This window comes from Leisingera sp. ABM4_103 (assembly GCF_056158685.1).
Genome location: NZ_JBSWTU010000005.1, coordinates 2143959 through 2167403 on the forward strand (window position 1 = coordinate 2143959; position 23445 = coordinate 2167403).

Sequence of the window (23445 nt, forward strand, 5' to 3'; positions counted from 1 at the left end):
CTACGTCTGGTTCAGTTCTGCCAGGATGTCCTCCGTGTGCTGGCCGCGCCGGGGGATCTCCGGCGGCGTCCATTCAGGCTGGCCGGAAAACCGCGGGGCGGGGGCGGCTTGCAGCATGCCCTGCTCTTCAACCCACGTGCCGCGGGCGTTCATCCCATGCGCCTTGGCTTCCTCCGGGTTCAGCACCGGGGCGACGCAGGCATCGCTCCCCTCGAACAGCGCCGCCCAGTGGTTGCGCGGGTGGCTGGCAAAGATCCCGGCGAGGCGGCCGGTCAGCGCGGGCCATTTGGTCTTGTCGAACTGCTGCTGGAATTCCGCGTCCTCTGACAGCCCCAGTTTCTCCAGAAACAGCGCATAGAACTTCGGCTCCAGGCATTGCACCGAAACATAGCCGCCGTCCGCGCAGGCGTATGTGCGGCTCCAATGCGGCCCGTCGAGCAGGTTTGCTCCACGTGTAACGCCAAAGTTCCCGGCCTGGCGGATGCTCATCAAGAGGTTCATCATATGGGCCGAGCCGTCATAGATCGCGGCATCCACCACGCAGCCCGCGCCGGAGGACTGGGCCTTGAGGATTCCCGCCAGCATCCCCGCGACCAGATACATCGCGCCGCCGCCGATATCGCCGACCAGCGTGGCGGGCGTGAGCGGCACATCGCCGGGGGCGGAGGCGTACCACAGTGCGCCTGACAGCGAGATGTAATTGAGGTCATGCCCGGCCGCATGGGCCAGCGGGCTGTCCTGCCCCCAGCCGGTCATCCGGCCGTAGACCAGGCCCGGGTTCACCGCGTGGCACTCTGCCGGCCCCAGCCCCAGCCGCTCCATCACGCCGGGGCGGAAGCCCTCGATCAGGCCATGTGCGTTTTTGGCAAGTTTCAGGAAGGTGTCCGCATCGGCGGGGTCCTTCAGGTCCAGCGTGATCGACCGCTTGCCCCGGTCCAAAAGCGAGCTTTCCGGCATCCCCGGTGTACGGGGGGTGTACGGGCGGTGCACGCAGATCACCTCCGCCCCGAGGTCGGCCAGTGTCATCGCGGCAAAGGGTCCAGGCCCCAGGCCCTCGACCTCCAGAATGCGGATCCCTTGCAGCATTTTGCGCTCCCTTTACGATGGCCTGCAAGGACCAGTCTGCTCCGGCTCAGCCGCTTCCGGCAAGTTGCTGGCGGAATTTCCGTGGCGGCATTCCGGTGCCGCTGGCAAACATCCGGCTGAAATGCGCGGGATCGTTGAAGCCCAGTTCATAGGCGACCTGCGCCGCGGTCAGGTTGGTATAGATCAGCAGCCGCCGCGCCTCCCGCAGCACCCGGGCGCTGACCAGCGCCGAGGCCGGCTGGCCGGTGGCCTGATGGGTGATCCGGTTCAGGTGGGTCGGCGATACTGCCAGCTCACCCGCGTATTCCGCCAGCGGGCGGCGCAGGCGGAAGTCGCGCTCGACCAGCGCCTCGAAGCGGGCGAATAGCGTGCTATGCTGCGCCTGCGCCGAAGTTTCCTGACTGGCGGCGATGGCACGCGCAGCCGCTGCGGTTAGCGAAAGCGCCAGCCCGCGCAGCATCTGCGCGCGGCCAAAGTCCCGGCGGCCATATTCGCTGAAAAGCTGCTCTGCCAGATCTTGAAGCCCGTCGGGCAGCGGCAGGACCACAGGCAGGTCCAGCTGCGCTCGCACCCCTTCGCCGGGTGTCAGGTTCTGGTCCAGAAGATCGGAGGTCAGAGTGATAACCCAGCCGCCGGTACCGCTGCCAAACCGGAACCCATGCACCACGCCGCGGGGCACATTGATCAGGCAGGGCGGAGCCAGCCCATGTCTGTTTCCGTCAAGATCAGCCTCTCCCTCCCCGCTGATCAGAACCAGCAGCTGATGCAGTCTTGCGTGCCGATGCGGCCGTAATTCCCAGTCATGCAGCTCAGATCGGGCGCGAATTGTCTCAATATGCAGCACATCCGCCAATTCGGCGGTTTCGCCAAACAGGTTGTAGCTGTCGATGCGGGTTGAAGGATTCATGTGTGAAATGTACAAGAAGTGGCGCGCTTGGTCCATTCGCAAAAGCCGGTGGCAAGCGCATAATTCCCCTCACACGAATGCACCAAACGATCATGGGGAACGCGCATGTTTACGCATCAGACGCAGGTTGTCATCATCGGCGGCGGCCCTTCGGGGCTGCTGCTGTCGCAGCTTTTGCACCGCAAGGGGATCAGCTCGATCGTGCTGGAGAAGCACACGCGGGCGCACGTGCTGGGCCGGATCCGGGCAGGCGTGCTGGAGCATGGTTTCGTCAATCTGATGCGCGAAGCGGGCTGCGGCGAGCGCATGGACCGCGAGGGCGAGATCCACGAGGGCTTTCATATTGCCCATCAGGGGCAGCTGGACCGGATTGATCTGGCCAAGCACACCGGCGGCGAGACGGTGATGGTTTATGGCCAGACCGAAGTGACCCGCGATCTCTATGAGGCGCGCGACGCCATGGGCGGGGCGGTGATCCACGAGGCGCAGAATGTGCAGCCGCATGCGCTGACCGACACGCGTCCCTTTGTGACCTGGGAGCAGAACGGCGAGGCGCAGCGGGCCGAGTGCGACTTCATCGTCGGCGCCGATGGCTTTCACGGGGTCAGCCGCAAGTCGATCCCGGCGGATGTGCTGAAAGAATATGAGAAGGTCTATCCCTTTGGCTGGCTTGGGGTTCTGTCGGAAACGCCGCCGGTGGCGGAGGAGCTGATCTATGCCCGCCATGAACGCGGCTTTGCCCTGTGCTCGCTGCGCAGCCGGGTGCTGAGCCGCTATTACATCCAGGTGCCGCTGACGGACCGGGTGGAGGATTGGAGTGATGCGGCGTTCTGGCAAGAGCTGAAGCGCCGTTTGCCGGACGCGGTCGCGGCCGGCCTGCAGACCGGCCCGTCGATCGAGAAGTCCATCGCGCCCTTGCGCAGCTTCGTGGCGGAGCCGATGCGCTATGGCAACCTGTTCCTAGCAGGCGACGCCGCCCATATCGTGCCGCCCACCGGTGCCAAGGGGCTGAACCTGGCGGCGTCGGATATCCATTACCTCTATCATGGATTCATGGATCACTATCTGAAAGGCGAAAGCGCGGGGCTTGATGCCTATTCGGAAAAAGCGCTGGCGCGGGTCTGGAAGGCGGAGCGGTTCAGCTGGTGGATGACCAATCTGCTGCACCGGGCTCCGGAGGGCAGCGAAACGGATCTGCGGCTGCAGCGGGCGGATCTGGACTACCTGTTCTCCTCGGATGCGGCGCAGGCGTCGCTGGCGGAGAATTACGTCGGGTTGCCATACTGACAGGCAGCCGCCTGGCTGGTTGACGCTGCGTCGGCCCGGCTATGCGGGGCGTGCGGCCTGTGGTCTCCTTTGCGCAGCAGAGGAGGAAACCCATGCAGACAGTCCTGTATGAGAAAGACGGCCGAATTGCGCGCATCACGCTGAACCGGCCCGGGGTGATGAATGCCATCAATGACGAGATGCCGCGGGAGCTGGCCGCGGCGGTGGCGCAGGCGGATGCGGACCCGCAAGTGCATGTGATGGTGCTGTCCGGCGCGGGCAAGGGGTTCTGCGCGGGCTATGACCTCACCTATTACGCCGAGGGCAACGGCAGCGGCGAGGTGACCCAGCCGATGCCCTGGGACCCCATCAAGGACTACCGTTTCATGTGGGAGAACACCCAGGCGTTCATGTCCCTGTGGCGGGCGGCCAAGCCGATGATCTGCAAGGTGCACGGCTTTGCGGTGGCGGGCGGGTCTGACATTGCCTTGTGTGCGGACCTCACGTTCATGGCGGAAGATGCGGAGATCGGCTACATGCCCGCGCGCGTTTGGGGCTGTCCGACGACGGCGATGTGGGTCTACCGGCTGGGCGCGGAGCGTGCCAAGCGGATGCTGTTCACCGGCGACCGGATCAGCGGCAAGGAGGCGGCGGAGATGGGGCTGGTGCTGAAGGCGGTTCCGGCGGATCAACTGGACGATGCGGTCGAGGAAATGGCGGCGCGGATGGCCACGGTGCCGGTCAATCAGCTGGCGATGCAGAAGCTGGTGATCAACCAGGCGATCGAGCAGACCGGACTGATGCAGACCCAGCGGCTGGCCACGATCTTTGACGGCATCACCCGGCACTCGCCGGAAGGGCTGAATTTCAAGGCGCGGGCGGAAGAGGCAGGCTGGAAGCAGGCGGTGCAGGAGCGGGATCACGGCACGTACGACTGGACCGCCAACGAGGAACTCCCAAGACGCAATCGCTGACCGGAGCAGGGTGGTACTCCCGCGCCTCTGCCATGCATCGCGGAAGCAAGGCAAAGCCTTGGGCCCGGCGCCGTGCTGACGCACGGCGCGGTGCCTCTCTGGAGCGGGCTTTCTCTCAGCCCCGGGAGGCGGATTGTTCCAGCGCGACCGCAGCGCGCGGAGCGCGCTGCCCGACCCAACGCCGCCCAAGGCCCGGCGTCAGCCGGCCGCCAGGGCGGGGGCGGGAGTGCCCCAGGCCACTGTCAGTCTCTGGAGGCCGCCGCGCGGGTTTTCGGCCAGGTCCAGCAATGCCGCGCCGAAATCGGCAAAGGAGATCTGAGAGACGCCCGCATCGTCGGTCAGCAGCGTGTCGGTGCCAAAAATGTACTGGCCGGTTTGCGGCCCCTCTGTCAGCAGTGCAGGCGGGCGCAGGCAGGTCCATTCCGTTCCGGTCTCTGCTTCCAGCAGCGCGTCCTGCTCCGCGCAGGCCTCCGCAATAAGGCGTGAACTCTCCGGCAGGAAACCCGGCGCGCTCAGTACCGTGTGGCCGCTGTCATCCGCCAGCTTCAGCAGCGCGGCACCGCCAGTGACCAGGACGGGAATGCTCGCGGTCCGTGCCGCCTGCACCGCGGCGCGGGTCAGCGGTATCAGGTCGGACTCACGGCCGGCGGGCGGCCGCAGGGCGCTAATGACGAGATCGTGACCCTCTGCGGCGCCGGCCGCGGCTTTTGGGTTCGCCAGCAGATCCAGCGGCAGCGGAGTGACCAGAGGGCTGGTTGCCGTGAGGGCCGATGGGTTCCGGGATACGGCAGTGACTTGGTGGCCGCGGTGTGTTGCGGCTTTGACTGCTGCGCTGCCCACATCGCCGGTGGCGCCGAAAATGATGATCTTCATTGGAGTGCTCCTTTTTATCTTGATGTCGAGATAGATATTATAAATCTTGATATCAAGATAAAATTGCTCGGGTTGACGTAACGGCAGCGCCGGCGGGCGCAGGGCTCCGGTGCTGCCGCGCCTGGCCTGCGGCCTTTGTGGCTTGGCAGGCGGAGGCTGGACGGCTAGGTCTGAAGGCAACAGCAACGCCGTATCAGGGAGGCCCAGCCTATGCAGATGAGTGACCAGAAGGAAATCGCCGCCGATCCGGCAACTGTCTATGCGGCGCTGCTGACCCCTGAAGTGCTGCAGGCCTGCGTGCCTGGCGCACAGGAGGTGAAAGGCACGCCGGAAGAGGGCTTCGAGGCCGCCGTCACTCAGAAGGTCGGCCCGGTCAAAGCAACCTTCAAGGGGCAGGTCACCCTGTCGGATATGGTGGAGAACGAGAAGCTGACCATCAGCGGCGAAGGCAAGGGCGGGGCGGCAGGCTTTGCCAAGGGCGGTGCCACAGTAACTTTGGCGCCTTCGGAGACCGGAACGCTGTTGTCCTATGACGTCGAAGCCAAGGTCGGCGGCAAGCTGGCGCAGCTGGGCAGCCGCATCATCGACGGTTTTGCCAAGAAGATGGCGGACCAGTTTTTTGCCAACCTGCAGGCGCATCTGGCTCCGGAAGAAACGGGCGAGGGCGGCGATGCTCCGGACGAGGGCGAGAAGAAAGGCTGGCTCAGCAAGGTGACGGGCCGCGGCTGAAAACAGCCGCTCTCTGCACTGGCGCACAGGCCGTTCTGCGGCCCAATTTGCGCCGCGGGGCTGGCAGATGCGGCACGCCGCCGCTAGGGTGGCCGGGATTTGAGACCATCCCGGAGGCACCATGCCGGCCATCCTGTCCATCCGCGATCTGCGCAAAGTTTACGACGGCGGTTTCGAGGCGCTGAAAGGCGTCTCGCTCGATATCGAGGAGGGCGAGATCCTGGCACTGCTCGGCCCCAATGGCGCCGGGAAGACGACCTTGATTTCAACTGTTTGCGGCATCACCACCGCATCCTCAGGCCGCGTCAGCGTGGGCGGTTTCGACAATGTCTCCCAGTTCCGTGCGGCACGGGCGCTGATCGGGCTGGTGCCGCAGGAGATCACCCTGGAGCCCTTTACCAAGGTGCTGGACACGGTCACTTTCTCCCGCGGTCTGTTCGGCAAGGCGGCCGATCCGTACCTAGTCGAGGAAACCTTGCGAAAGTTGTCGCTGTGGGACAAGCGGGACAGCCGCATCATGGATCTTTCGGGCGGCATGAAGCGGCGGGTGCTGATCGCCAAGGCGCTGGCGCACGAGCCGCGCGTCCTGTTTTTGGACGAACCCACAGCGGGTGTCGACGTGGAGCTGCGCAAGGATATGTGGGAGATCGTCCGCGAGCTGAAGGCGGACGGGGTCACCATCATCCTTACAACGCACTACATCGAAGAGGCCGAGGCGATTGCCGACCGGATCGGCGTCATCACTGGCGGCGAGCTGCTGCTGGTCGAGGAGAAAGACCGGCTGATGGCCCGGATGGGGCAGAAGCAACTGGAAGTGCAGCTGAGCGAGCCGGTCAGGGAGATCCCGGAGGTGCTGTCGCAGCACAATCTGCAGCTGGTCAACGGCGGCGGCGGGCTGCTTTACACCTATGACACGCGGGCGGAACGGACCGGGATCACAACGCTGCTGAACGATGTGGCGCAGGCCGGGCTAGTACTGGCGGATGTGCAGACGCGGGAGTCCAGTCTGGAAGACATCTTTGTCGGCCTTGTCTCCGGCGGGCCGGCGGCAAAGGCCTCAGCATCGGGAGGCGCATCATGAACTGGACTGCGGTAGCCACCATCTACAAGGCCGAAATGGCGCGCTTTTGGCGCACCTTTCTGCAAAGCTTCATCTCGCCGGTGCTGTCCACCTCGCTCTATTTTGTGGTCTTCGGCAGCGCCATCGGCAGCCGGATCCAGGAGGTCGACGGGGTCGAATACGGCGCCTTCATCGTGCCGGGGCTGGTGATGCTGTCAGTGATCACGCAGAGCATCTCCAACGCCTCCTTCGGGATCTATTTCCCGAAATTCATCGGCAACATCTATGAAATCCTGTCAGCGCCCATCAACTTCCTGGAAGTCGTCGCGGGCTTCGTCGGGGCGGCGGCCACCAAGTCGCTGTTCATCGGTGTGGTGATCCTGTGTACCGCCTCGCTGTTCGTGGACCTCTCGGTCCAGCATCCGGTTGCGATGGTAGCGTTTCTGGTTCTGACCTGCCTCAGTTTCTCGCTGATGGGATTCATCATCGGCATCTGGGCGGGGAATTTCGAGCAGCTCCAGCTGGTGCCGCTCTTGGTGGTGACGCCGCTCGTGTTCCTGGGCGGCTCGTTCTACTCGATTTCGATGCTGCCGCCGGTGTGGCAGACCATCACCCTGTTCAACCCGGTGGTCTATCTGGTGTCGGGCTTCCGCTGGGCGTTCTTCGGCCAGGCCGATGTGCCGGTGCTGCTGAGCCTCTGTGCCATTGGCGGATTTACCCTCGCCTGTATGGCGGTGATCTGGTGGATCTTCAAAACCGGCTGGCGCATCCGGGCCTGATCCGGCGCGCAGCGCAGCAGGGGAGGGCTCCCGCCCGCTCAGGACGCCCGGAGGGCGCCCCTCCCGGTTGGGCCCGGCAGGCTGCGCGTGCCCGGTGTTGCGCTCGTAGCTGGTGTCAAGCGCCGCGCCAGCGCGGCGCCCGGCCCAACGGGAAGGCTGCAGCTGCAAGCTGCTGACCTGACGGGCGGGAGTGCTGCTGGCGGTGTTAACCCGATGTAAACCAGCGTTGCATTTATGCCCGCGGAAGTGCGGTTTTTGCGTTTCACCGTAAATCCCCGGGCAGCGCACCTTGTTTCACCCCGGGCGGCCCTCTACATCGGCGCCATGAGATTTCGCCTGCCTTTCCTGAAAAGACAGCCGCTGGTGGCGGTAGTGCGCCTGAATGGTGCCATCGGAATGCCCGGCCGCGGATCGCTCAGCGACGCCGCTCTGGCCCCGATCCTGGAGCGTGCCTTCCGCAAGGGCAAGCCCGCCGCCGTCGCGCTGGAGATCAATTCCCCCGGCGGCTCGCCGGTGCAAAGCTCGCTGATCGGTGCCCGCATCCGCCGCCTGGCGGAAGAGCTGGACATCCCGGTTTATGCCTTTGTCGAGGATGTCGCGGCCTCCGGCGGCTACTGGCTGGCGGCTGCTGCGGATGAGATCTGGGCCGATGCCAGCTCGGTGCTCGGCTCGGTCGGAGTGATCTCTGCCGGTTTTGGCGCCCACGTGCTGCTGGCGCGACAGGGCGTGGAGCGCCGCGTCTATACCGCTGGCGAAAGCAAATCCATGCTGGATCCGTTCCGGCCGGAAAACCCTGAAGACGTGCAGCGTCTCAAGGTGATCCTGAACGACATCCACGCCAATTTCATCGACCATGTCACCGAAAGGCGCGGCACCAAGCTGAAAACGGACGAGAACCTGTTCACTGGCGAAATCTGGCTGGCGCGGCGTGCTGAAGAGCTGGGGCTGATCGACGGTATCGGACACCTGAAGCCGAAGATGCAACAGCGCTATGGAGAGAAGGTCCGCTTCCGCCGCTACGGCCTCAAGAAGCCGTTCTGGAGCCGGTTCGGCATGCAGGTTGCCCAGGACGCGCTGGCCGGGATCGAGGAGCGTGCCGAGTTCGCGCGTTTCGGTCTCTGACGTGCTGTTCAAGATCGTTGCCCTCTTTCTGGTGGTGATGGCCGTGCTTGCGATGTTCGGCAAGCTGCGGTTTCCCGGCCAGAAGCACATCAATTCCAGGCGCTGCCCGTCCTGCGGCCGTTTCAAGATCGGCAAGGGGCCTTGCGCCTGCAAAAAAGGAGATCGTGGCAAATGATGCCATGGCTGTATTCGGCGCTTGGTTTGGTGATCCTGCTGCTGGCGGGCGACGCACTGGTGCGCGGTGCGGTGAACCTCAGCCTGCGGCTGGGGGTGCCTGCGCTGATCGTCAGCCTGACCATTGTCGCCTTTGGCACTTCCGCGCCGGAACTCCTGATTGCGATCAATGCGGTCCACGAGGGGGCCGACGGTATTGCGATGGGCAATGTGGTCGGCTCCAACACTGCAAACATCCTGCTGGTGCTTGGCATCCCTGCACTTTTGCGGGCGCTGCACACCAGCGAATGCAGCACCCGCAGGAATTATGTCTTCATGCTGGGGGCCTCGGTCCTGTTCATCGGCCTCGCCTTCAGCGGCACCTTCACCTACTGGTCGGGCCTGATCCTGCTGACCGCGCTGGCCGGTGTGCTGGGCGTGGCGTTCCGCGACGCCCGCAACCATCGCCGCAACGGCAATGGTAATGGCAACAGCTGCGCTGGGGATCCGGACCTGGAGGAGATTGAAGAGGCCGACCCGGACATGCCCTATTGGCGCGTCGGCACCTATCTGCTGCTGGGCCTGGTCGGCCTGCCGCTGGGCGCTGATCTTCTGGTCGACAACGCCTCTATCATCGCCCGCCTGTACGGCATCAGCGAAACCGTGATCGGCCTGACATTGGTGGCGATAGGCACCTCGCTGCCGGAGCTGGCCACCACCGTGATGGCCGCGCTGCGCCGCCAGGCGGATGTGGCGCTGGGCAACGTGATCGGCTCCAACATGTTCAACCTTTTGGCCATCATCGGCATTGCGACCTTTGTCGGCCCGATCAGTGTCGATCCGGAGTTCCTGCAATTCGACCTCTGGGTGATGCTCTCGGCCTCGCTGCTGCTGATCCCCTTCGTCTTCTTCAAGCAGGACATCACCAGGATCTGGGGCGTCATTCTCAGCGCGCTTTATCTGGCTTATATGTCCGTCCTGTTCTAACTCTATGCCGGCAACGGCAGCAGGGAGGTGCAGATGCGGGCATTGGTGACCGGAGCGGGCAGGCGGCTGGGCCGGGCAATGGCCTTGGAACTGGCGGCCCGAGGCCATGACGTTGCCGTTCACTACGCAACCTCTGCGCAGGAGGCCGAAGATACTGCCGGTGAAATCCGCGCTATTGGCCGCCAGGCGGTGTTGCTGCAAGCGGACCTCCTGGATGATGGCCAGGCCCAGGCGCTGCTTCCGCGCGCGGCAGAGGCGCTGGGCGGGCCTGTCACATGTCTGGTCAACAATGCTTCGGTGTTCGAGCATGACACGCTGGCCAGTGCCACACGGGACAGCTGGGACCGGCATCTGAACAGTAACCTGCGGGCCCCCTTCGTGCTGCTTCAGGCGATGGCGGCGCAGGGCGTGCCGCTGGAGCGGGACGCCCGCGGCGAGCCGCGCGCCTGGGGACTGGCGGTCAACATGATCGATCAGCGGGTGCGCAAGCTGACGCCTGACTTCATGAGCTACACCCTGGCAAAGTCGGCGCTCTGGACGCTGACCCGCACCGCGGCACAGGCGCTGGCTCCGCAGATCCGCGTCAACGCTATCGGCCCGGGCCCGACCCTTCAGGGGCCGCGGCAGAGCGCCGGCCAGTTTGCCCGCCAGCGTCAGGCCACAATCCTGCAGCGCGGCGCTGATGCGGAAGATGTCACGGCGGCGCTGGCCTATTTGCTGCAGGCAAGAGCAGTGACCGGCCAGATGATCTGCGTGGATGGCGGCCAGCACCTGGCCTGGCAGACCCCGGACAGCGATGGGTTGGAGTGACGCATACCGGTCTAAAACTGTTGCTTCCCATGCAAGTTTTGCACCGGCGCACATGCCGTCGCGGAAACGTTACAAAAGTGCCTTTATTTTCAGAACCTTGACAGGGGCGTTGAAAAATAACGCACCAAATCAGAGCCTTAACAATGTGCCTAATTATTAAGCATTCGTCCAAAACCAGTCTGAAATAAGGAAAAACGCGGGATAGCCCAAAGATATCTCCGTAGTTATCCACAGCTTCCGTGGATTTTCCCGCTCTTGATCCGGACAGGCAAACATTGCAGCCGGAGGCGGGGAATCATATGTCTGAGCGCATGAACGACCAGCCTGCCGAAACATCCCCGGATTCGACCGCCAGCAAGCCTAGAACCGGCTATGCCGTGATCCAGGATTATGTGAAGACTTTGGACGCTTCTCCCGGGGTCTACCGGATGCTGGATGCCGACAGCCGGGTGCTTTATGTGGGCAAGGCGCGCAACCTCAAGGCGCGGGTTTCGAACTATACCCGTCCCGGCAACAGCCCGCGGATCGAGCGGATGATCGCGCTCACCGCCTCGATGATGTTCCTGACCACCCGGACCGAGACCGAGGCGCTGCTTCTGGAACAGAACCTGATCAAGCAGCTGAAGCCCAAGTACAACGTGCTGCTGCGCGACGACAAAAGCTTCCCCAATATCCTGGTGGCCAAGAATCACGATTTTCCGCAGATCAAGAAGCACCGCGGCGCCCGCAAGCAGAAGGGCAGCTATTTCGGCCCCTTCGCCAGCGCCGGCGCAGTGAACCGTACGCTGAACCAGCTTCAAAAGGCGTTCCTGCTGCGCAACTGCTCGGATTCGATGTTCGAGACCCGCACGCGCCCGTGCCTGCAGTACCAGATCAAGCGCTGCTCGGCGCCCTGTACCGGGCTGATCTCCGAAGCGGACTATGCCGCCAGCGTGCGTGATGCCGAACGCTTCCTGTCCGGCCGCTCGACAAAAGTTCAGGAAGAGCTGGCAGAACAGATGATGGCCGCCTCCGAGGCGATGGAGTTCGAGCGCGCCGCCGCCTTGCGCGACCGGATCAAGGCGCTGACCCAGGTGCAGACGTCCCAAGGGATCAACCCGCGCGGCGTCGCTGAGGCGGATGTGATCGGCCTGCATATGGAGGGCGGCCAGGCCTGCGTACAGGTGTTCTTCATCCGCGCCAACCAGAACTGGGGCAACCAGGATTTCTATCCGCGGGTGGACGCCGACAACAGCCCGGCAGAAATCATGGAGGCGTTCCTCGGCCAGTTCTACGGCAACAAGGAGCCGCCACGGCAGCTGATCCTGTCCGACGGTATTGAAAACGCGGATCTGATGGAGCGGGCGCTGAGCGAGAAGGCAGACCGCAAGGTTGAGCTGCTGGTGCCCCAGCGCGGCGAAAAGACCGAACTGGTGGCTTTTGCCGTGCGCAACGCCCGCGAAAGCCTGGCCCGCCGCATGGCCGAAAGCGCAACCCAGGCCAAGCTCTTGCGCGGGCTGGCGGAGGCATTCGGGCTGGAAGGTCCGCCGCAGCGGATCGAGGTCTACGACAACTCCCATATCCAGGGCACCAATGCAGTGGGCGGCATGATTGTGATGGGGCCGGAGGGCTTCATGAAAAACGCCTACCGCAAGTTCAACATCAAGGGCGACGACCTGGTGCCGGGCGATGACTTTGGGATGATGAAAGAGGTTCTGAACCGCCGCTTCTCGCGTCTCTTGAAAGAGGACCCGGACCGGGACAAGGGCCTGTGGCCGGATCTCTTGCTGATCGACGGCGGTGCCGGTCAGGTTTCGGCCGTGGCAGAGATCATGGCGGAGCACGGCGTGCAGGACATCCCGATGGTGGGAGTGGCCAAGGGCGTCGACCGCGACCACGGCAAGGAGGAGTTCTACCGCCCCGGAGCGCCTGTCTTTGCCCTGCAGCGCAATGATCCGGTGCTCTATTTCATCCAGCGGATGCGCGACGAGGCGCACCGGTTCGCCATCGGCACCCACCGTGCCAAACGCGCCAAGGCCGTAAGCGCCACGCCGCTTGATGAGGTGCCCGGCGTCGGTGCCTCCCGCAAGCGTGCGCTGCTGGCCCATTTCGGCAGCGCCAAGGCAGTAAGCCGCGCCAACCTGGCCGATCTCAAGGCGGTGGACGGCATCTCCGAGGCGCTGGCAGAACGTATCTACGATCATTTCCACGGCAGCAGTTGAGATAACCCCTTGAAAACCGGCGCACTCCCTTGCTCATCTGGCCCAAAATATCCCCGCCGGAGGCCTCCGCCCCCGCGGGGCGGATTTTTGTCTGCCATCTGCTTCCCACGCGCCAGCCAGCCGGATAATGTGCCCGCATGAAATGGACCCTGCCGAATATCCTCACCCTGCTGCGGCTCGTCGCTGCGCCCGGCCTTGCGGTGATGTTCCTCTACTTCTCGCGCCCCTATGCGGACTGGTTCGCGCTGCTCCTCTTTATCACCGCCGCGGTGACGGACTGGTTTGACGGCTATCTGGCCCGGGCCTGGAAACAGGAGACCAAGATGGGCGCGATGCTGGATCCGATCGCCGACAAGGCGATGGTGGTGATCGCGCTGATGATCCTGGTGGGCTACTCGGCTGAGCACTGGACCCCCTGGCTGGTGCTGCCCGCTACCGTGATCCTGTTCCGCGAGGTATTCGTCTCAGGCCTGCGCGAATATCTTGGTGACACCGCCGGCACGCTCAAGGTCACCAAACTGGCCAAGTGGAAAACCACCGCACAGATGCTCGCCATCGCCACGCTGTTTTCACAAGGCATCTTTGAGCATTACCTGGTGATGTCCGCTTTTGGCATGGATGATCAGATCTACACCCAGATCATCGCCGGCGAGCTGGAGGACTTGTTCGGGCTGCGCTGGAAGGAGGCCGGGGTGTTCTGGACCGGCCGCATCGGCCTGTGGCTGCTTTGGATCGCCGCAGGGCTGACCGCGCTCACCGGGCTGGATTACCTGCGCAAGGCGATGCCGCATCTGAAGGAGGCACATTGATGGACATTCTCTATTTCGCTTGGGTGCGCGAACGCATCGGCCTGCCGCGCGAACAGGTGGAAACCTCCGCCGCCACGGTGTCGGATCTGGTCGAAGAACTGCGCGCGCGGGAAGAGCGTTATGCTGCCGCCTTTGCGGACCTGTCCGCCTTGCGGGTGGCGCTGGACCAGGAGCTGTCGGAGTTCGACGCTCCGCTTGCCGGGGTGCGAGAGGTGGCGTTCTTCCCGCCGATGACAGGGGGCTGAGGCGATGCGGATTGCCGTTCAGGAAGCACCGTTTGAGCTGGGCGCCGAAAGCGATGCCTTCGCCGCTGGCGTTGCGGGCGCGGGCGCGGTGGTGACCTTCACCGGCGTGGTCCGCGATGCCGATCAGGGCGGGCTGGCCGCGATGGAGATCGAGCATTATCACGGCATGACCGAAAAGGCGCTGGCTTCCATCGCTGAGGAGGCTGTGAAACGCTGGTCGCTGGCCGATGCGCTGGTGATCCACCGGCATGGCCGTCTGGCCCCGGGTGAGCGCATCATGATGGTCGCCACCGCCGCCCGCCACCGCAAGGATGCGTTTGAGGCGGCGGAGTACCTGATGGACTACCTGAAATCCCGCGCACCGTTCTGGAAGAAGGAACTCCTGGCCGACGGTGGCTCGGACTGGGTGGCCGCCAAGGAAGCCGACGAAGACGCTTTGAAGCGCTGGTAGTCTCCGAAACAGGGGGGGCTCCCGCCAGGTGTTCAATCATCAAAGATGATCTCCGCCTGTTGGGCCTGGCGCCGCGCTGGGGCGCGGCGGTTTCAGTTTGCTGAGAAGGCCTGAAGGGGCAGGTCTGCCCCTTCAGGCCGTGTTCGATTGTGTTTGAAGACTGGCGCGTCAAGGACAAGCCGCTGCGCGGGGCCTGCGGCCTCCTTGACCCGCCGGTGGATCCAAGCGTTTTCGCCGCGCGTCAGCGCGGCGCCAGGCCCAAGGCTGGTCAGGCTGTGCTGGCGCAGCCAGCGCGGCCTGCAGGCGCGGGAGTGCGCCGCAGCGAAAGAGTCAGTGCGGGATCTGGCTGCGAAGCTCTTCGGCCTCGCGGCGGGCTTCGCGCAGGCCATCCATCGCGGCGCGCAATTCAGCCTCGGTCTGGGTCAGCTGATTGGTCAGCTCCGCCTCGCGCTGCTGCAGATAGGTAATCGCCTGGTCGCGGGTCTCCTCCGCCTCGTGCAGCTCCTGGCTCATCCGGTCGAGGTCAGCCACGTCGCTCTGGCGTACCCGGGTGAATCGGTGCACCAGCCAATTGGCGAACCAGCCCATGGCGAAGGCCGCAAACAGGATGATCGCGGTGGTGATGATGAACTCAGTCCTGTTCATTACTCTGTGGTCTCCTGTGCGCCCTCTGCGCCTTCGTCGGGTTCTTCTCCAGCAGGCTCGTCACCGGTGCTGTCTTCCGCAGATTCCGCCGTGGCTGCCGGACGGATCAGCTTGAATTCGATGCGGCGGTTGGCCTCGCGGCCGTCCTCGGTGCCATTGTCGGCAATCGGCGTGCTCTCGCCATAGCCCTTGGCGGCAAAAGTTGAGGTCACCACCCGGCGTGCGCGCAGCTCGTTCAGAACCGACTGCGCCCGCGCCTGGCTGAGGTTCTGGTTCATCTCCTCCCGGCCCTGGCTGTCGGTGTGGCCCTGGATTTCCATCCGCACCGGGCCGCAGCGGCCCAGGATGCCGGCGATCCGGTCCATGGTTCCAGCGCTGTCCGCCGCAACGGTGGCTGAGCCCGGCTCGAAGGTGATCTTGCCCTCGCTCTGAGCGCTGGCCAGCTGTGCCTCGCACAGTTCCGGCGGCAGCGGCTTGTCCTTGGGTTCCGGCGGCTTCTCATAGGTGATGTCGAGGCCATAGGTTTCGGCCTCACCCAGCTTGGCCGACAGGAAGCGGGCAATCTCTGCCGGCGCGTCCTTGCGGTAGCTCATGCCACGCAGTTCCACGTTGCCCGGTGTCACCGTGACCGCGCCGCGCTGAAGATAGGAGAGCGCCTCCAGCCCCGCCAGCACCCGCACCGGCCAGTCCGCGGGCAAGTTGGCGGCCACCCGGGCCGCGGTATGCACGTTGCCGGAGCCGAACCGTGCCTTGGCATAGCTGTCCGCGACCTTGCGCAGGGCGGCATCGGACAGGCGGCCGCGCAGCTGAACCTGGCCCTCGGGGCTGAGGGTGGCGGTGAATTCCGGCACGCCGCCGGCATCCTGCGCCTCCGGCACCGGCAGCACTGCGTGCAGGGCAAAGACCCGGGGCAGGGCGCTTTCCAGCTCGCCCACCACGTGATCGAAACGTTCTTCCGGCGTATCTTCCGGGGCCACCAGAGTGATATCCGCGTTGGCGATGGTGACCGATCCGCCGCCCAGCTCTGCCAGCCCGGCAATGCTCAGCTCTGCGGCGCGGGACCAGTTCGGCGAGGGCACGCCCATGCCGATCACGCAATCCGCTTCGCCCTGCAGACCGGCTTTTCGGGCGGCGGCCAGAATGCGGTCGCGGCTTTCCTCGCTTTCGGCGGAGCAGGCGTCAAACTCCGCGCCGTCGCCGTCCAGCAGGAAGCGCAGGGTGAACGGCGTGATCACGGGCCGCGGCGCGGCGATGTCCAGCGCCAGCCGCAATCCCGGCGGCGCGCTGCGGCCCAGCCGTTCTTCCAGCTGCGCCTTGGCTTCCTCGCTGCCGGAGATGGCGGTCACCGAGACCTCTCCCGCCGCAACCGAGATCTTGGCGCGCGGCAGCAATTTCAGCGCCTCCACCGCAAAGCCCATCGCCTCAGGCCAGCCTTCGGGAATGCCGTATTTTGCGGTTTCCAGGAAATCGGCCACGTTTTCCGCGCCGGCCAGATCCTCCAGATCCTCGACCAGTGCTTTGCGGCCGGAACCCGCTGGGATCAGACCGATAATGGAAATACCGCCATCGTTGCGCAGGATTTCCGCCGAGAACCGCGGTGGCGCCAGGCCATCGGCAGGAGGCACTTCCATCCCGTCCACGATCCGGGCCGCATCGACGACCGTGCCGACCAGGGATTTAACCGAGAACCGGGTGGCTTCATCAGGCGCGGTGCCTTCCAGCAGCACCTGCAGCCCGTCCGCCGTCACCTCGGCCCAGGTATAGCCGCCGCCGTCCAGCGCCTGGCGCACCCCGCGCTCGGTGTTCCGCTCCACGGCAGTGACGGCAAATCCGGCGGCAACAAGACTCAGCCCCGCTGCGGCGGCGAAGGCCAGGCCCGGGATCATCAGCTTAGACAAGCGCATACGGCGGTACATTCCCAGTTTGCGTTACAGGCTCTTACCCTGCACGGCGCCGCGGTTCAATCACACGAACATGGCCAGGACAAAGAAGATCAGCGGAATCAGGCCGGTATCGCGGTTGAGGCGGAACAGCTGCAAAAGCCGCTGGCTGTTGTCCGCGTCAAAGGCGCGCAGTTGCCAGGTCATATGCCAGCCCATCGCCCAAGGGGCGGCCAGCGCCAGCACCAGCGCCAGCACAGAGGCGCTGTCCAGCATCGCGCCGATCACCGCCATCGCCATAAGGCATACAAAGGCGACGATGAAGCGGCGCAGCCACATCGGCGTCTGCGTCCCGAACAGCCGGGCAGTGGACTTCACTCCGATCAGCGCATCGTCCTCGGTGTCCTGATGGGCATAGATGGTGTCATAGAACAGCGTCCAGGCGATACCGGCCAGATACAGCAGCACCGGCGGCCAGCTGAGGGAGCCGGTATGCGCCACCCAGGCCAGCATGGCGCCCCAGTTGAAGGCAAGGCCCAGGAACACCTGCGGCCACCAGGTGAACCGCTTGGCAAAGGGGTAGATCGCCACCGGCAGCAGCGACAGGATGCCCATGGCGATGGCCGCTTGGTCGAAGGTCAGAAGGATCGCAAGGCCAGCCAGGCATTGCAGCCCCATCCAGGCCAGCGCGCCCTTGACCGTCACCTGGCCAGAGGGGATCGGGCGCGAGCGGGTGCGCTCCACCTGGCCGTCGAACTTGCGGTCGGTGATGTCGTTCCAGGTGCAGCCCGCCCCGCGCATCAGCCAGGCACCGGCGGCGCAGCCGATGGCGATCCACAGGTCGCTCCAGCGCGGTGTCTGATCCGCCAAGATTGCCAGCGCCAGCCCCCACCAGCAGGGGATCAGCAGCAGCCAGGTGCCGATCGGCCGGTCAGCGCGGCTCAGCCGCAGGTAGGGGCGCGTCCATTCCGGGGCATGTGTGTCGACCCAGTTTCCGGTGACCGCATCCGCGACCTGACCCTCTGGCGCTGGCTTCTGGCCTTGCATATGTAGGACCCCATGAGTGCAAAAATCAGACTGTATGTAGAGCACCCCTTGGGGGCAGGGCAAACGGTTCCTTTGGACCGGGATCAGGCGCATTACCTGTTCGGGGTGATGCGCCTGTCTGCCGGCGCCCCTGTGGCGCTGTTTAACGGCAAGGACGGCGAGTGGCTGGCTGAAGTGGCGGAGGCCGGCAAGCGCGGCGGCACACTGGTGTGCCAGAAGCAGAGCAAACCTCTGCAGCTGCCGCCGGATCTGTGGCTGATGTTTGCCCCGATCAAGAAAGCGCGTACCGATTTCATCGTTGAAAAGGCGGCGGAGATGGGCGCCGCCCGCATCCTGCCGGTGCAGACCGAATTCACCAATTCCGAACGCATCCGCCAAGACCGGCTGCAGGCGCATGCCGTTGAAGCAGCGGAACAATGCGGCGGCACCTATGTGCCGGAGGTGGCGGAGCTTCAAAAGCTCCCGCGCCTGCTGGATGCCTGGCCGCAGGACCGTCAGCTGATGTTCTGTGACGAGGCCGAAGTGGGCAATGCTCTGCAACTGGCGGCGCAGACCCAGCAGGACGCGCCCTGGGCCATCCTGATCGGTCCCGAGGGCGGCTTTTCCGAGTTTGAGCGCAAACGCCTGCACGCGCTGCCGCAGTCCCATGTGGTCAGCCTTGGCCCCCGCATCCTGCGCGCAGACACTGCGGCGGTGGCGGCCATGACTCTCTGGCAGCAGGCGCTCGGCGACTGGTAGTGCCCGGAAATCCGCGCTCGGATCAGAGTCTGGAAATCCCTTCCTGTTAAATTGGCCGCAACCCGGAGTTGCCACTGCCCCCGCCGGCAGGAGATGCTCGGCGCGGGCCTGCCTCCGGGGGCAGTGCAGGAGTGGAAACCGGACATGGAGGGCAAATTGATTCGCAAAGCATCGCAGGGGGATTTGCAGGCTATCGAAGGTTTTTTGGCGCCGCGGGCGGCGACCGCCATGTTCCTGGCGGGCAACATCCGCGACCACGGGCTGAACGCCACCGGCGATCCCAAAGCCACCACTGTCTGGCTTAGCGAGGCCGGGGGGCAGGTGAAAGGGGTCTTTGGCCTGACCGAGGCTGGCTATTTCATGTTCGAGGCACCGGAGTTTACTCCTGCGATGGCCCCGGATTTGCGCCACGCGCTGGCAGGACGGCAAATCGCGTCGCTGACGGGTGAGGCGGGGCAGGCGGAGACCCTGCTGAACGCGCTGGAGCTGGACCGGAACGCGATCGGCTTTTCCGGGGAGGAGCCTCATTTCCGTCTGCTGCTGAAGGACCTTCAAATCCCCTTCGGCGGCAGCAGCCTTCGGCCGATGCATCCTGAGGACGTGCCATTGATCACGGAATGGCGCCATGCCTATGACAAGGAGATCTTCGGCTCTCAGAACCTGCCGGAAATCCGCCAGCGCTCCACCGCGCGGGCGGAGGCGCTGGTGCACAGCGGCCGCGGGCGGATCCTGGAACTGGGCGGGCTGCCGGTAGCAATGACTGCCTTCAACGCGGTGCTGCCTCAGGTGGTGCAGGTCGGCGGAGTCTACACGCCGCCGGGCCAGCGAAGCCGCGGCTTTGCCCGCCGCGCCGTGGCGCTGCACCTGGCAGAGGCGCATGGGTGCGGCGTGCAGGAGGCGATTCTGTTTGCCGCGGGAACCGCCGCCGTCCGGGCTTACCGGAAACTGGGTTTCGAGCGCATCGGCGACTACCGGATTGTCGAGTTTTCCGGGCCTGTAACCGTCGATGGCGGCTAGGGCGGGGCAGCAGTTGCAGCATTGCCCATTGCATCCGCAAGCCGGGCCGCACACATAAGGGTCAAGACAGGCCGCAGCGCCTGCCAGACGTTTTTACGAGGCAAGTATATGAGTTTCATCCGCCCTGAAGCCCGCGCCGCCCTGTGGCAATGGCGCGAAGTCCTGGCCGCAGCGATGATGTTTCTGCTGGGGCTGAAATGGGCGTTTTCCTCAGTCGGGTTCACCGCCATCACCGGCTGGGCCTTTGTGGCCACCGGCCTGGTGACTGCGGTCATCGGCGCCCAGCGGATGCGCTTCCGGCGCGGTACAGGCGGGCCCGGCGTGGTGCAGGTGGATGAAGGGCAGATTGCCTATTTCGGGCCGCTGACCGGCGGTGCAGTGGCGGCCTCAGAACTGGAACGCCTGGCGCTTGATCACTCCTCCAAACCGCCGCACTGGCTGCTGGAGCAGCCGGGCCAGCCACCGCTGGCGATCCCGGTAAATGCCGAAGGCTATGAGGCGCTGTTTGACGTCTTTGCCGCGCTGCCCGGGCTCAAAACCGAACGCATGCTGACGGAACTGCGGCGCAAAGGCGCTCACCAGGTCGTGATCTGGGAGCGCAATTCCAGCCGGCCGGAACATCTGCGCCTGCATTGACACCGGCGGCGATTCCGCCCACGACTGACCCTTCAACACTGACCTAACAGGACGGAGTGCCAGGCATGTCCATTCCCCAGTCCGGCGGCGGGCCGATCGAACACCACGAGCAGCTTGCCCAGTATCTTGCCGACGGCTGCAAGCCCAAGGAAGACTGGCGCATCGGCACCGAACATGAGAAATTCGGGTTCTGCAAGGACACGCTGAAGCCGCTGCCCTATGCCGGTGAGCGTTCCATCCAAGCGGTGCTGGAAGGCCTGCGCGACGGTCACGGCTGGGCGCCGCTGGTTGAGGGCGGCAACCTGATCGGCCTGACCAAGGACGGCGCCAACATCAGCCTGGAGCCGGGCGGCCAGCTGGAACTCTCGGGCGCGCCGCTGGAAACCATCCACGAGACCTGCGACGAGGTGAACGCCCACCTGCGCGACGTCAAGGACATCGCCGACAAGATCGGCGTCGGCTTCATCGGCCTGGGCGCGGCCCCCGTTTGGCACCATGAAGATATGCCGCTGATGCCCAAGGGCCGTTACAAACTGATGGACGGCTACATGCAGGACGTCGGCACCATGGGCACCACCATGATGCGCCGCACCTGCACCGTGCAGGTGAACCTCGATTTCTCGTCCGAGGCCGACATGGTGCAAAAGCTGCGGGTGGCGCTGGCGCTGCAGCCCGTCGCCACGGCGCTGTTTGCCAATTCCCCGTTCCTGGACGGCAAGCCGAACGGCCACAAATCCTGGCGCTCCCGCGTCTGGCGCTCGCTGGATGCCGACCGCACCGGCATGCTGCCGTTTGTGTTCGAGGAGGGCTTCGGATTCGAGGCCTGGGTGCAATATGCGCTCGACGTGCCGATGTACTTTGTCTACCGCAATGGCGAGTATATCAATGCGCTGGGCATGTCGTTCCGCGACTTCCTGAAGGGCGAGCTGCCCGCTCTGCCGGGCGAAACCCCGACGCTGAGCGACTGGGCGGACCACCTGACCACTATATTCCCCGAAGCCCGTATCAAGAAATTCATCGAGATGCGCGGCGCCGATGGTGGCCCCTGGCGCCGCCTGTGCGCGCTGCCAGCCTTTTGGGTCGGCCTCACCTATGACCAGAGCGCGCTGGACGCGGCCTGGGATCTGGTCAAGGGTTGGGACGCCGACACCCGTGAGGGTCTGCGCGTGGCGGCCTCTGAGCACGGGCTGCAGGCCAAGGTGAACGGCATCAGCATGCACGAACTGGCGCGTGAGGTGGTGGCAATTTCGGAAAGCGGTCTCAAGGCCCGGCACAAGCCCGGCGCGGGCGGCCTGGTGCCGGATGAGACTCATTTCCTCAATGCGCTGAAGGACAGCCTCGAAAGCGGCAAGGTCCCGGCAGATGAGCTCCTGGAGCGATACAACGGCGCCTGGGGCGGGGACCTCAGCCGCATCTACAGCGAGTTTGCTTACTAAGACAACTTCGCTGACTGAGACTGCAAAGGCCGCGTTGAGAACGCGGCCTTTTTTGTTTCAGTGCCGCGCTCAGCTGCCCGGCTTGCCCAGCACCCGGCGCTGATACAGCTCCCGGACCTGCGCCTTGCGGGCGGCCTGCAGCTGCCTCTCCTCTTGATCCGTGCGCTTCGTCAGATAGGCATAGCCCGCGTAGGCATTCTCCTGGCCGCCGCGGGACCTGCGCGCGCGGGATGTCAGCGCGTTGGTGCCGTGGGCGTACTCGCCGCGCTGCGAGGGCAGCAGCATGAAATAGAGATGCAGCAGAAGGGCGATGAACGGCCCGAGCGCGATCAGCGTAAATTGGAACAGATACTGAAAACCGAGCAGCGGGTCATGCGCCGCAATGGCTCCGGTCTCGTCGAGAACTGCCCCCGGATCGGCCTGAGCCGCAACGCCCATCAGCGTGGCCAGAATGGCGTCCCAGTCCAGTGCATCGGCGAAGGCTGCCAGATTGAACAGCGCCTCCCAGAAGCTACCGGACAGGGAGGCCGTCAGCGATCCGGCAATCATCAGACCGGGGCCAAGGCCGCTTGGATCACTCATCGGAATTGCTGTCAGAAGGCCAGCGCTCAACACCAGCCCCAGCGAAACTGCAGTGAATGGCAGCTTGGCCCATTTACCGCTGCGCCCGGCATCATGCAGCCTGCGGACGGTCAGCGACAGCCGCGGGGCAAAGGTGAACAGGAACAACCCGAGCGAGCCATAATGGAAGGGGTTCAGCGGCGGTACCTCACGCCGCAGGAGATGCCTCCATACCTCAGTGGCATCACCCGGCAGCATCAGGAAAATAAACAGCCAGACCAATGGGATAACGCACCAGTACTCCAGTCGGGTAGCGCGGCCGTCAAAGTCGAGGAACTTGAAAGCAAAGCTTTCAAGCGCGGAAAGAATGCGGGAGATCATCTGAAACCTGTTTAAAAATAATCTCCTCTGGGTTGCGCTGGGACTGCGGCGGAATTTGGACCAGGGCAAGGCGGAGGCGCGGTATGAGCAACGGCCAGCAAAACAAAAAAAACCGGCGGCAGGGTATCCTGCCGCCGGCTACTCGCATGTGAGTGGTGGCTAATGCCTTACTGGGCCTGCAGTTCCGCCGGGTCTTTGTCGGCGATGTCGGTCCAGTTGGCGTTTGCGTTCTGGATGAAGTTCGGGATATCGCCTTCCCACCGGTCCTGAATGTCCTGCGACAGGTTCAGGTACAGCGTGTTGTCGACGATTTTCCAGTGGTTCGGGTCACCGTCGAACTTGAAGCCCATTGCGGTGCCAAAAGCGCAGTAGCCGCCATAGGCCGGCACATAGGCCTCGGGGTTCTTCTCAAAGGCCGCCTTGTGCTCTTCCGAGGCAAAGCGGTAGGTTGCGTCATTGTAAATGGAAGTGATTTTGTAGCTGCCCTTGGTGGGGGCGCCGTCCGTGAAATATGCGACCGGGTCGTAGCCCTGCATGGCCAGACCGGTGGAGGATGCGTTGATATCAACGCCCGCCGCCAGGGCCGAGGTTGCCATCGCAACCGACAGTGCCACACCGCTGATGAGTGCTTTTACTTTGTTCATGGTCCCGT

General features: G+C 64.5%; 25 protein-coding genes. 17 read left to right on the forward strand and 8 right to left on the reverse strand.

Going from position 1 to position 23445, the window contains the following annotated elements; translation table 11 throughout:
• A complete protein-coding gene (locus tag ACXAED_RS12065; RefSeq protein WP_475050007.1) occupies window positions 1-1086 on the reverse strand; it encodes a CaiB/BaiF CoA transferase family protein in 1086 nt (361 codons plus the stop codon).
• Window positions 1087-1132: 46 nt separating this feature from the next.
• A complete protein-coding gene (locus ACXAED_RS12070; protein ID WP_475050010.1) occupies window positions 1133-1993 on the reverse strand; it encodes a helix-turn-helix domain-containing protein in 861 nt (286 codons plus the stop codon).
• A 105-nt stretch (window positions 1994-2098) separates the two neighbouring features.
• On the opposite strand from ACXAED_RS12070, the gene pobA reads away from it, so the two are divergent.
• Together pobA and ACXAED_RS12080 are read left to right on the forward strand one after the other, a co-directional pair.
• Window positions 2099-3280: a 4-hydroxybenzoate 3-monooxygenase gene (gene pobA, locus ACXAED_RS12075; RefSeq protein WP_475050012.1), complete on the forward strand. Its 1182-nt coding sequence runs from the start codon at window positions 2099-2101 to the stop codon at window positions 3278-3280.
• Window positions 3281-3321: 41 nt separating this feature from the next.
• Entirely contained in the window at window positions 3322-4233 is a 912-nt protein-coding gene (locus tag ACXAED_RS12080; RefSeq protein ID WP_475050014.1) for a crotonase/enoyl-CoA hydratase family protein, read from the forward strand.
• A gap of 198 nt (window positions 4234-4431) precedes the next feature.
• On the opposite strand, the gene ACXAED_RS12085 is transcribed toward ACXAED_RS12080, so the two are convergent.
• Complete coding sequence (locus ACXAED_RS12085) at window positions 4432-5106, reverse strand: NAD(P)-dependent oxidoreductase (RefSeq protein WP_475050016.1); 675 nt, start codon at window positions 5104-5106, stop codon at window positions 4432-4434.
• A 210-nt stretch (window positions 5107-5316) separates the two neighbouring features.
• Between ACXAED_RS12085 and ACXAED_RS12090 the strand changes: the two genes are divergently transcribed.
• The 11 genes from ACXAED_RS12090 (at window position 5317) to ACXAED_RS12140 (ending at window position 14452) form a co-directional block, all read left to right on the forward strand.
• On the forward strand, window positions 5317-5835 hold the full coding sequence (locus ACXAED_RS12090) for a CoxG family protein (protein WP_475050019.1): 519 nt from the start codon (window positions 5317-5319) through the stop codon (window positions 5833-5835).
• Window positions 5836-5956: 121 nt separating this feature from the next.
• A complete protein-coding gene (locus ACXAED_RS12095) occupies window positions 5957-6916 on the forward strand; it encodes an ABC transporter ATP-binding protein (RefSeq protein WP_475050022.1) in 960 nt (319 codons plus the stop codon).
• A complete protein-coding gene (locus ACXAED_RS12100; protein WP_475050025.1) occupies window positions 6913-7674 on the forward strand; it encodes an ABC transporter permease in 762 nt (253 codons plus the stop codon). Before ACXAED_RS12095 ends, ACXAED_RS12100 begins: the two co-directional genes overlap by 4 nt.
• Window positions 7675-7998: 324 nt before the next feature.
• A complete protein-coding gene (locus ACXAED_RS12105) occupies window positions 7999-8796 on the forward strand; it encodes a S49 family peptidase (protein ID WP_475050028.1) in 798 nt (265 codons plus the stop codon).
• Window position 8797: 1 nt separating this feature from the next.
• A complete protein-coding gene (locus ACXAED_RS12110) occupies window positions 8798-8971 on the forward strand; it encodes a hypothetical protein (RefSeq protein WP_008553295.1) in 174 nt (57 codons plus the stop codon).
• Window positions 8968-9936, forward strand: a complete 969-nt coding sequence (locus ACXAED_RS12115; RefSeq protein ID WP_475050031.1) for a calcium/sodium antiporter — start codon at window positions 8968-8970, stop codon at window positions 9934-9936. The genes ACXAED_RS12110 and ACXAED_RS12115 overlap by 4 nt, the downstream gene beginning before the upstream one ends.
• Before the next feature lie 33 nt (window positions 9937-9969).
• On the forward strand, window positions 9970-10746 hold the full coding sequence (locus ACXAED_RS12120; RefSeq protein WP_475050034.1) for an SDR family oxidoreductase: 777 nt from the start codon (window positions 9970-9972) through the stop codon (window positions 10744-10746).
• Between the two features lie 299 nt (window positions 10747-11045).
• Window positions 11046-12947: an excinuclease ABC subunit UvrC gene (gene uvrC, locus ACXAED_RS12125; RefSeq protein ID WP_475050037.1), complete on the forward strand. Its 1902-nt coding sequence runs from the start codon at window positions 11046-11048 to the stop codon at window positions 12945-12947.
• Between the two features lie 137 nt (window positions 12948-13084).
• On the forward strand, window positions 13085-13756 hold the full coding sequence (gene pgsA, locus ACXAED_RS12130) for a CDP-diacylglycerol--glycerol-3-phosphate 3-phosphatidyltransferase (RefSeq protein WP_475050040.1): 672 nt from the start codon (window positions 13085-13087) through the stop codon (window positions 13754-13756).
• Entirely contained in the window at window positions 13756-14001 is a 246-nt protein-coding gene (gene moaD / locus ACXAED_RS12135; RefSeq protein WP_475050043.1) for a molybdopterin converting factor subunit 1, read from the forward strand. Before pgsA ends, moaD begins: the two co-directional genes overlap by 1 nt.
• Window positions 14002-14005: 4 nt before the next feature.
• On the forward strand, window positions 14006-14452 hold the full coding sequence (locus ACXAED_RS12140; RefSeq protein ID WP_475050046.1) for a molybdenum cofactor biosynthesis protein MoaE: 447 nt from the start codon (window positions 14006-14008) through the stop codon (window positions 14450-14452).
• A gap of 330 nt (window positions 14453-14782) precedes the next feature.
• On the opposite strand, the gene ACXAED_RS12145 is transcribed toward ACXAED_RS12140, so the two are convergent.
• From ACXAED_RS12145 to ubiA, 3 genes are read right to left on the reverse strand one after another with little or no spacing between them, the layout of a single operon-like run.
• Complete coding sequence (locus ACXAED_RS12145; RefSeq protein WP_222479373.1) at window positions 14783-15097, reverse strand: hypothetical protein; 315 nt, start codon at window positions 15095-15097, stop codon at window positions 14783-14785.
• Window positions 15097-17001 carry an OmpA family protein gene (locus tag ACXAED_RS12150; RefSeq protein ID WP_475050049.1) on the reverse strand — a complete coding sequence of 635 codons (1905 nt, stop codon included), beginning with the start codon at window positions 16999-17001 and terminating at the stop codon, window positions 15097-15099. The genes ACXAED_RS12145 and ACXAED_RS12150 overlap by 1 nt, the downstream gene beginning before the upstream one ends.
• Before the next feature lie 60 nt (window positions 17002-17061).
• On the reverse strand, window positions 17062-18024 hold the full coding sequence (ubiA, locus tag ACXAED_RS12155; RefSeq protein WP_475050051.1) for a 4-hydroxybenzoate octaprenyltransferase: 963 nt from the start codon (window positions 18022-18024) through the stop codon (window positions 17062-17064).
• Between the two features lie 12 nt (window positions 18025-18036).
• Between ubiA and ACXAED_RS12160 the strand changes: the two genes are divergently transcribed.
• From ACXAED_RS12160 to ACXAED_RS12175, 4 genes are all read left to right on the forward strand, one after another.
• Window positions 18037-18762, forward strand: a complete 726-nt coding sequence (locus tag ACXAED_RS12160) for a 16S rRNA (uracil(1498)-N(3))-methyltransferase (RefSeq protein ID WP_475050053.1) — start codon at window positions 18037-18039, stop codon at window positions 18760-18762.
• A 156-nt stretch (window positions 18763-18918) separates the two neighbouring features.
• Window positions 18919-19779, forward strand: coding sequence for a GNAT family N-acetyltransferase (locus ACXAED_RS12165; RefSeq protein ID WP_475050056.1), 861 nt, complete (start codon window positions 18919-18921; stop codon window positions 19777-19779).
• Window positions 19780-19887: 108 nt separating this feature from the next.
• Window positions 19888-20415 carry a hypothetical protein gene (locus tag ACXAED_RS12170; RefSeq protein WP_475050059.1) on the forward strand — a complete coding sequence of 176 codons (528 nt, stop codon included), beginning with the start codon at window positions 19888-19890 and terminating at the stop codon, window positions 20413-20415.
• 65 nt (window positions 20416-20480) lie between these two features.
• The gene (locus tag ACXAED_RS12175) at window positions 20481-21851 is read left to right on the forward strand and encodes a glutamate--cysteine ligase (RefSeq protein ID WP_475050061.1); all 1371 of its coding nucleotides are present in this window, start codon (window positions 20481-20483) and stop codon (window positions 21849-21851) included.
• A 69-nt stretch (window positions 21852-21920) separates the two neighbouring features.
• On the opposite strand, the gene ACXAED_RS12180 is transcribed toward ACXAED_RS12175, so the two are convergent.
• Window positions 21921-22793 carry a DUF805 domain-containing protein gene (locus ACXAED_RS12180; RefSeq protein ID WP_475050063.1) on the reverse strand — a complete coding sequence of 291 codons (873 nt, stop codon included), beginning with the start codon at window positions 22791-22793 and terminating at the stop codon, window positions 21921-21923.
• 167 nt (window positions 22794-22960) lie between these two features.
• Entirely contained in the window at window positions 22961-23437 is a 477-nt protein-coding gene (locus ACXAED_RS12185; RefSeq protein ID WP_475050065.1) for a YHS domain-containing (seleno)protein, read from the reverse strand.
• Between the last annotated feature and the right edge of the window lie 8 nt (window positions 23438-23445).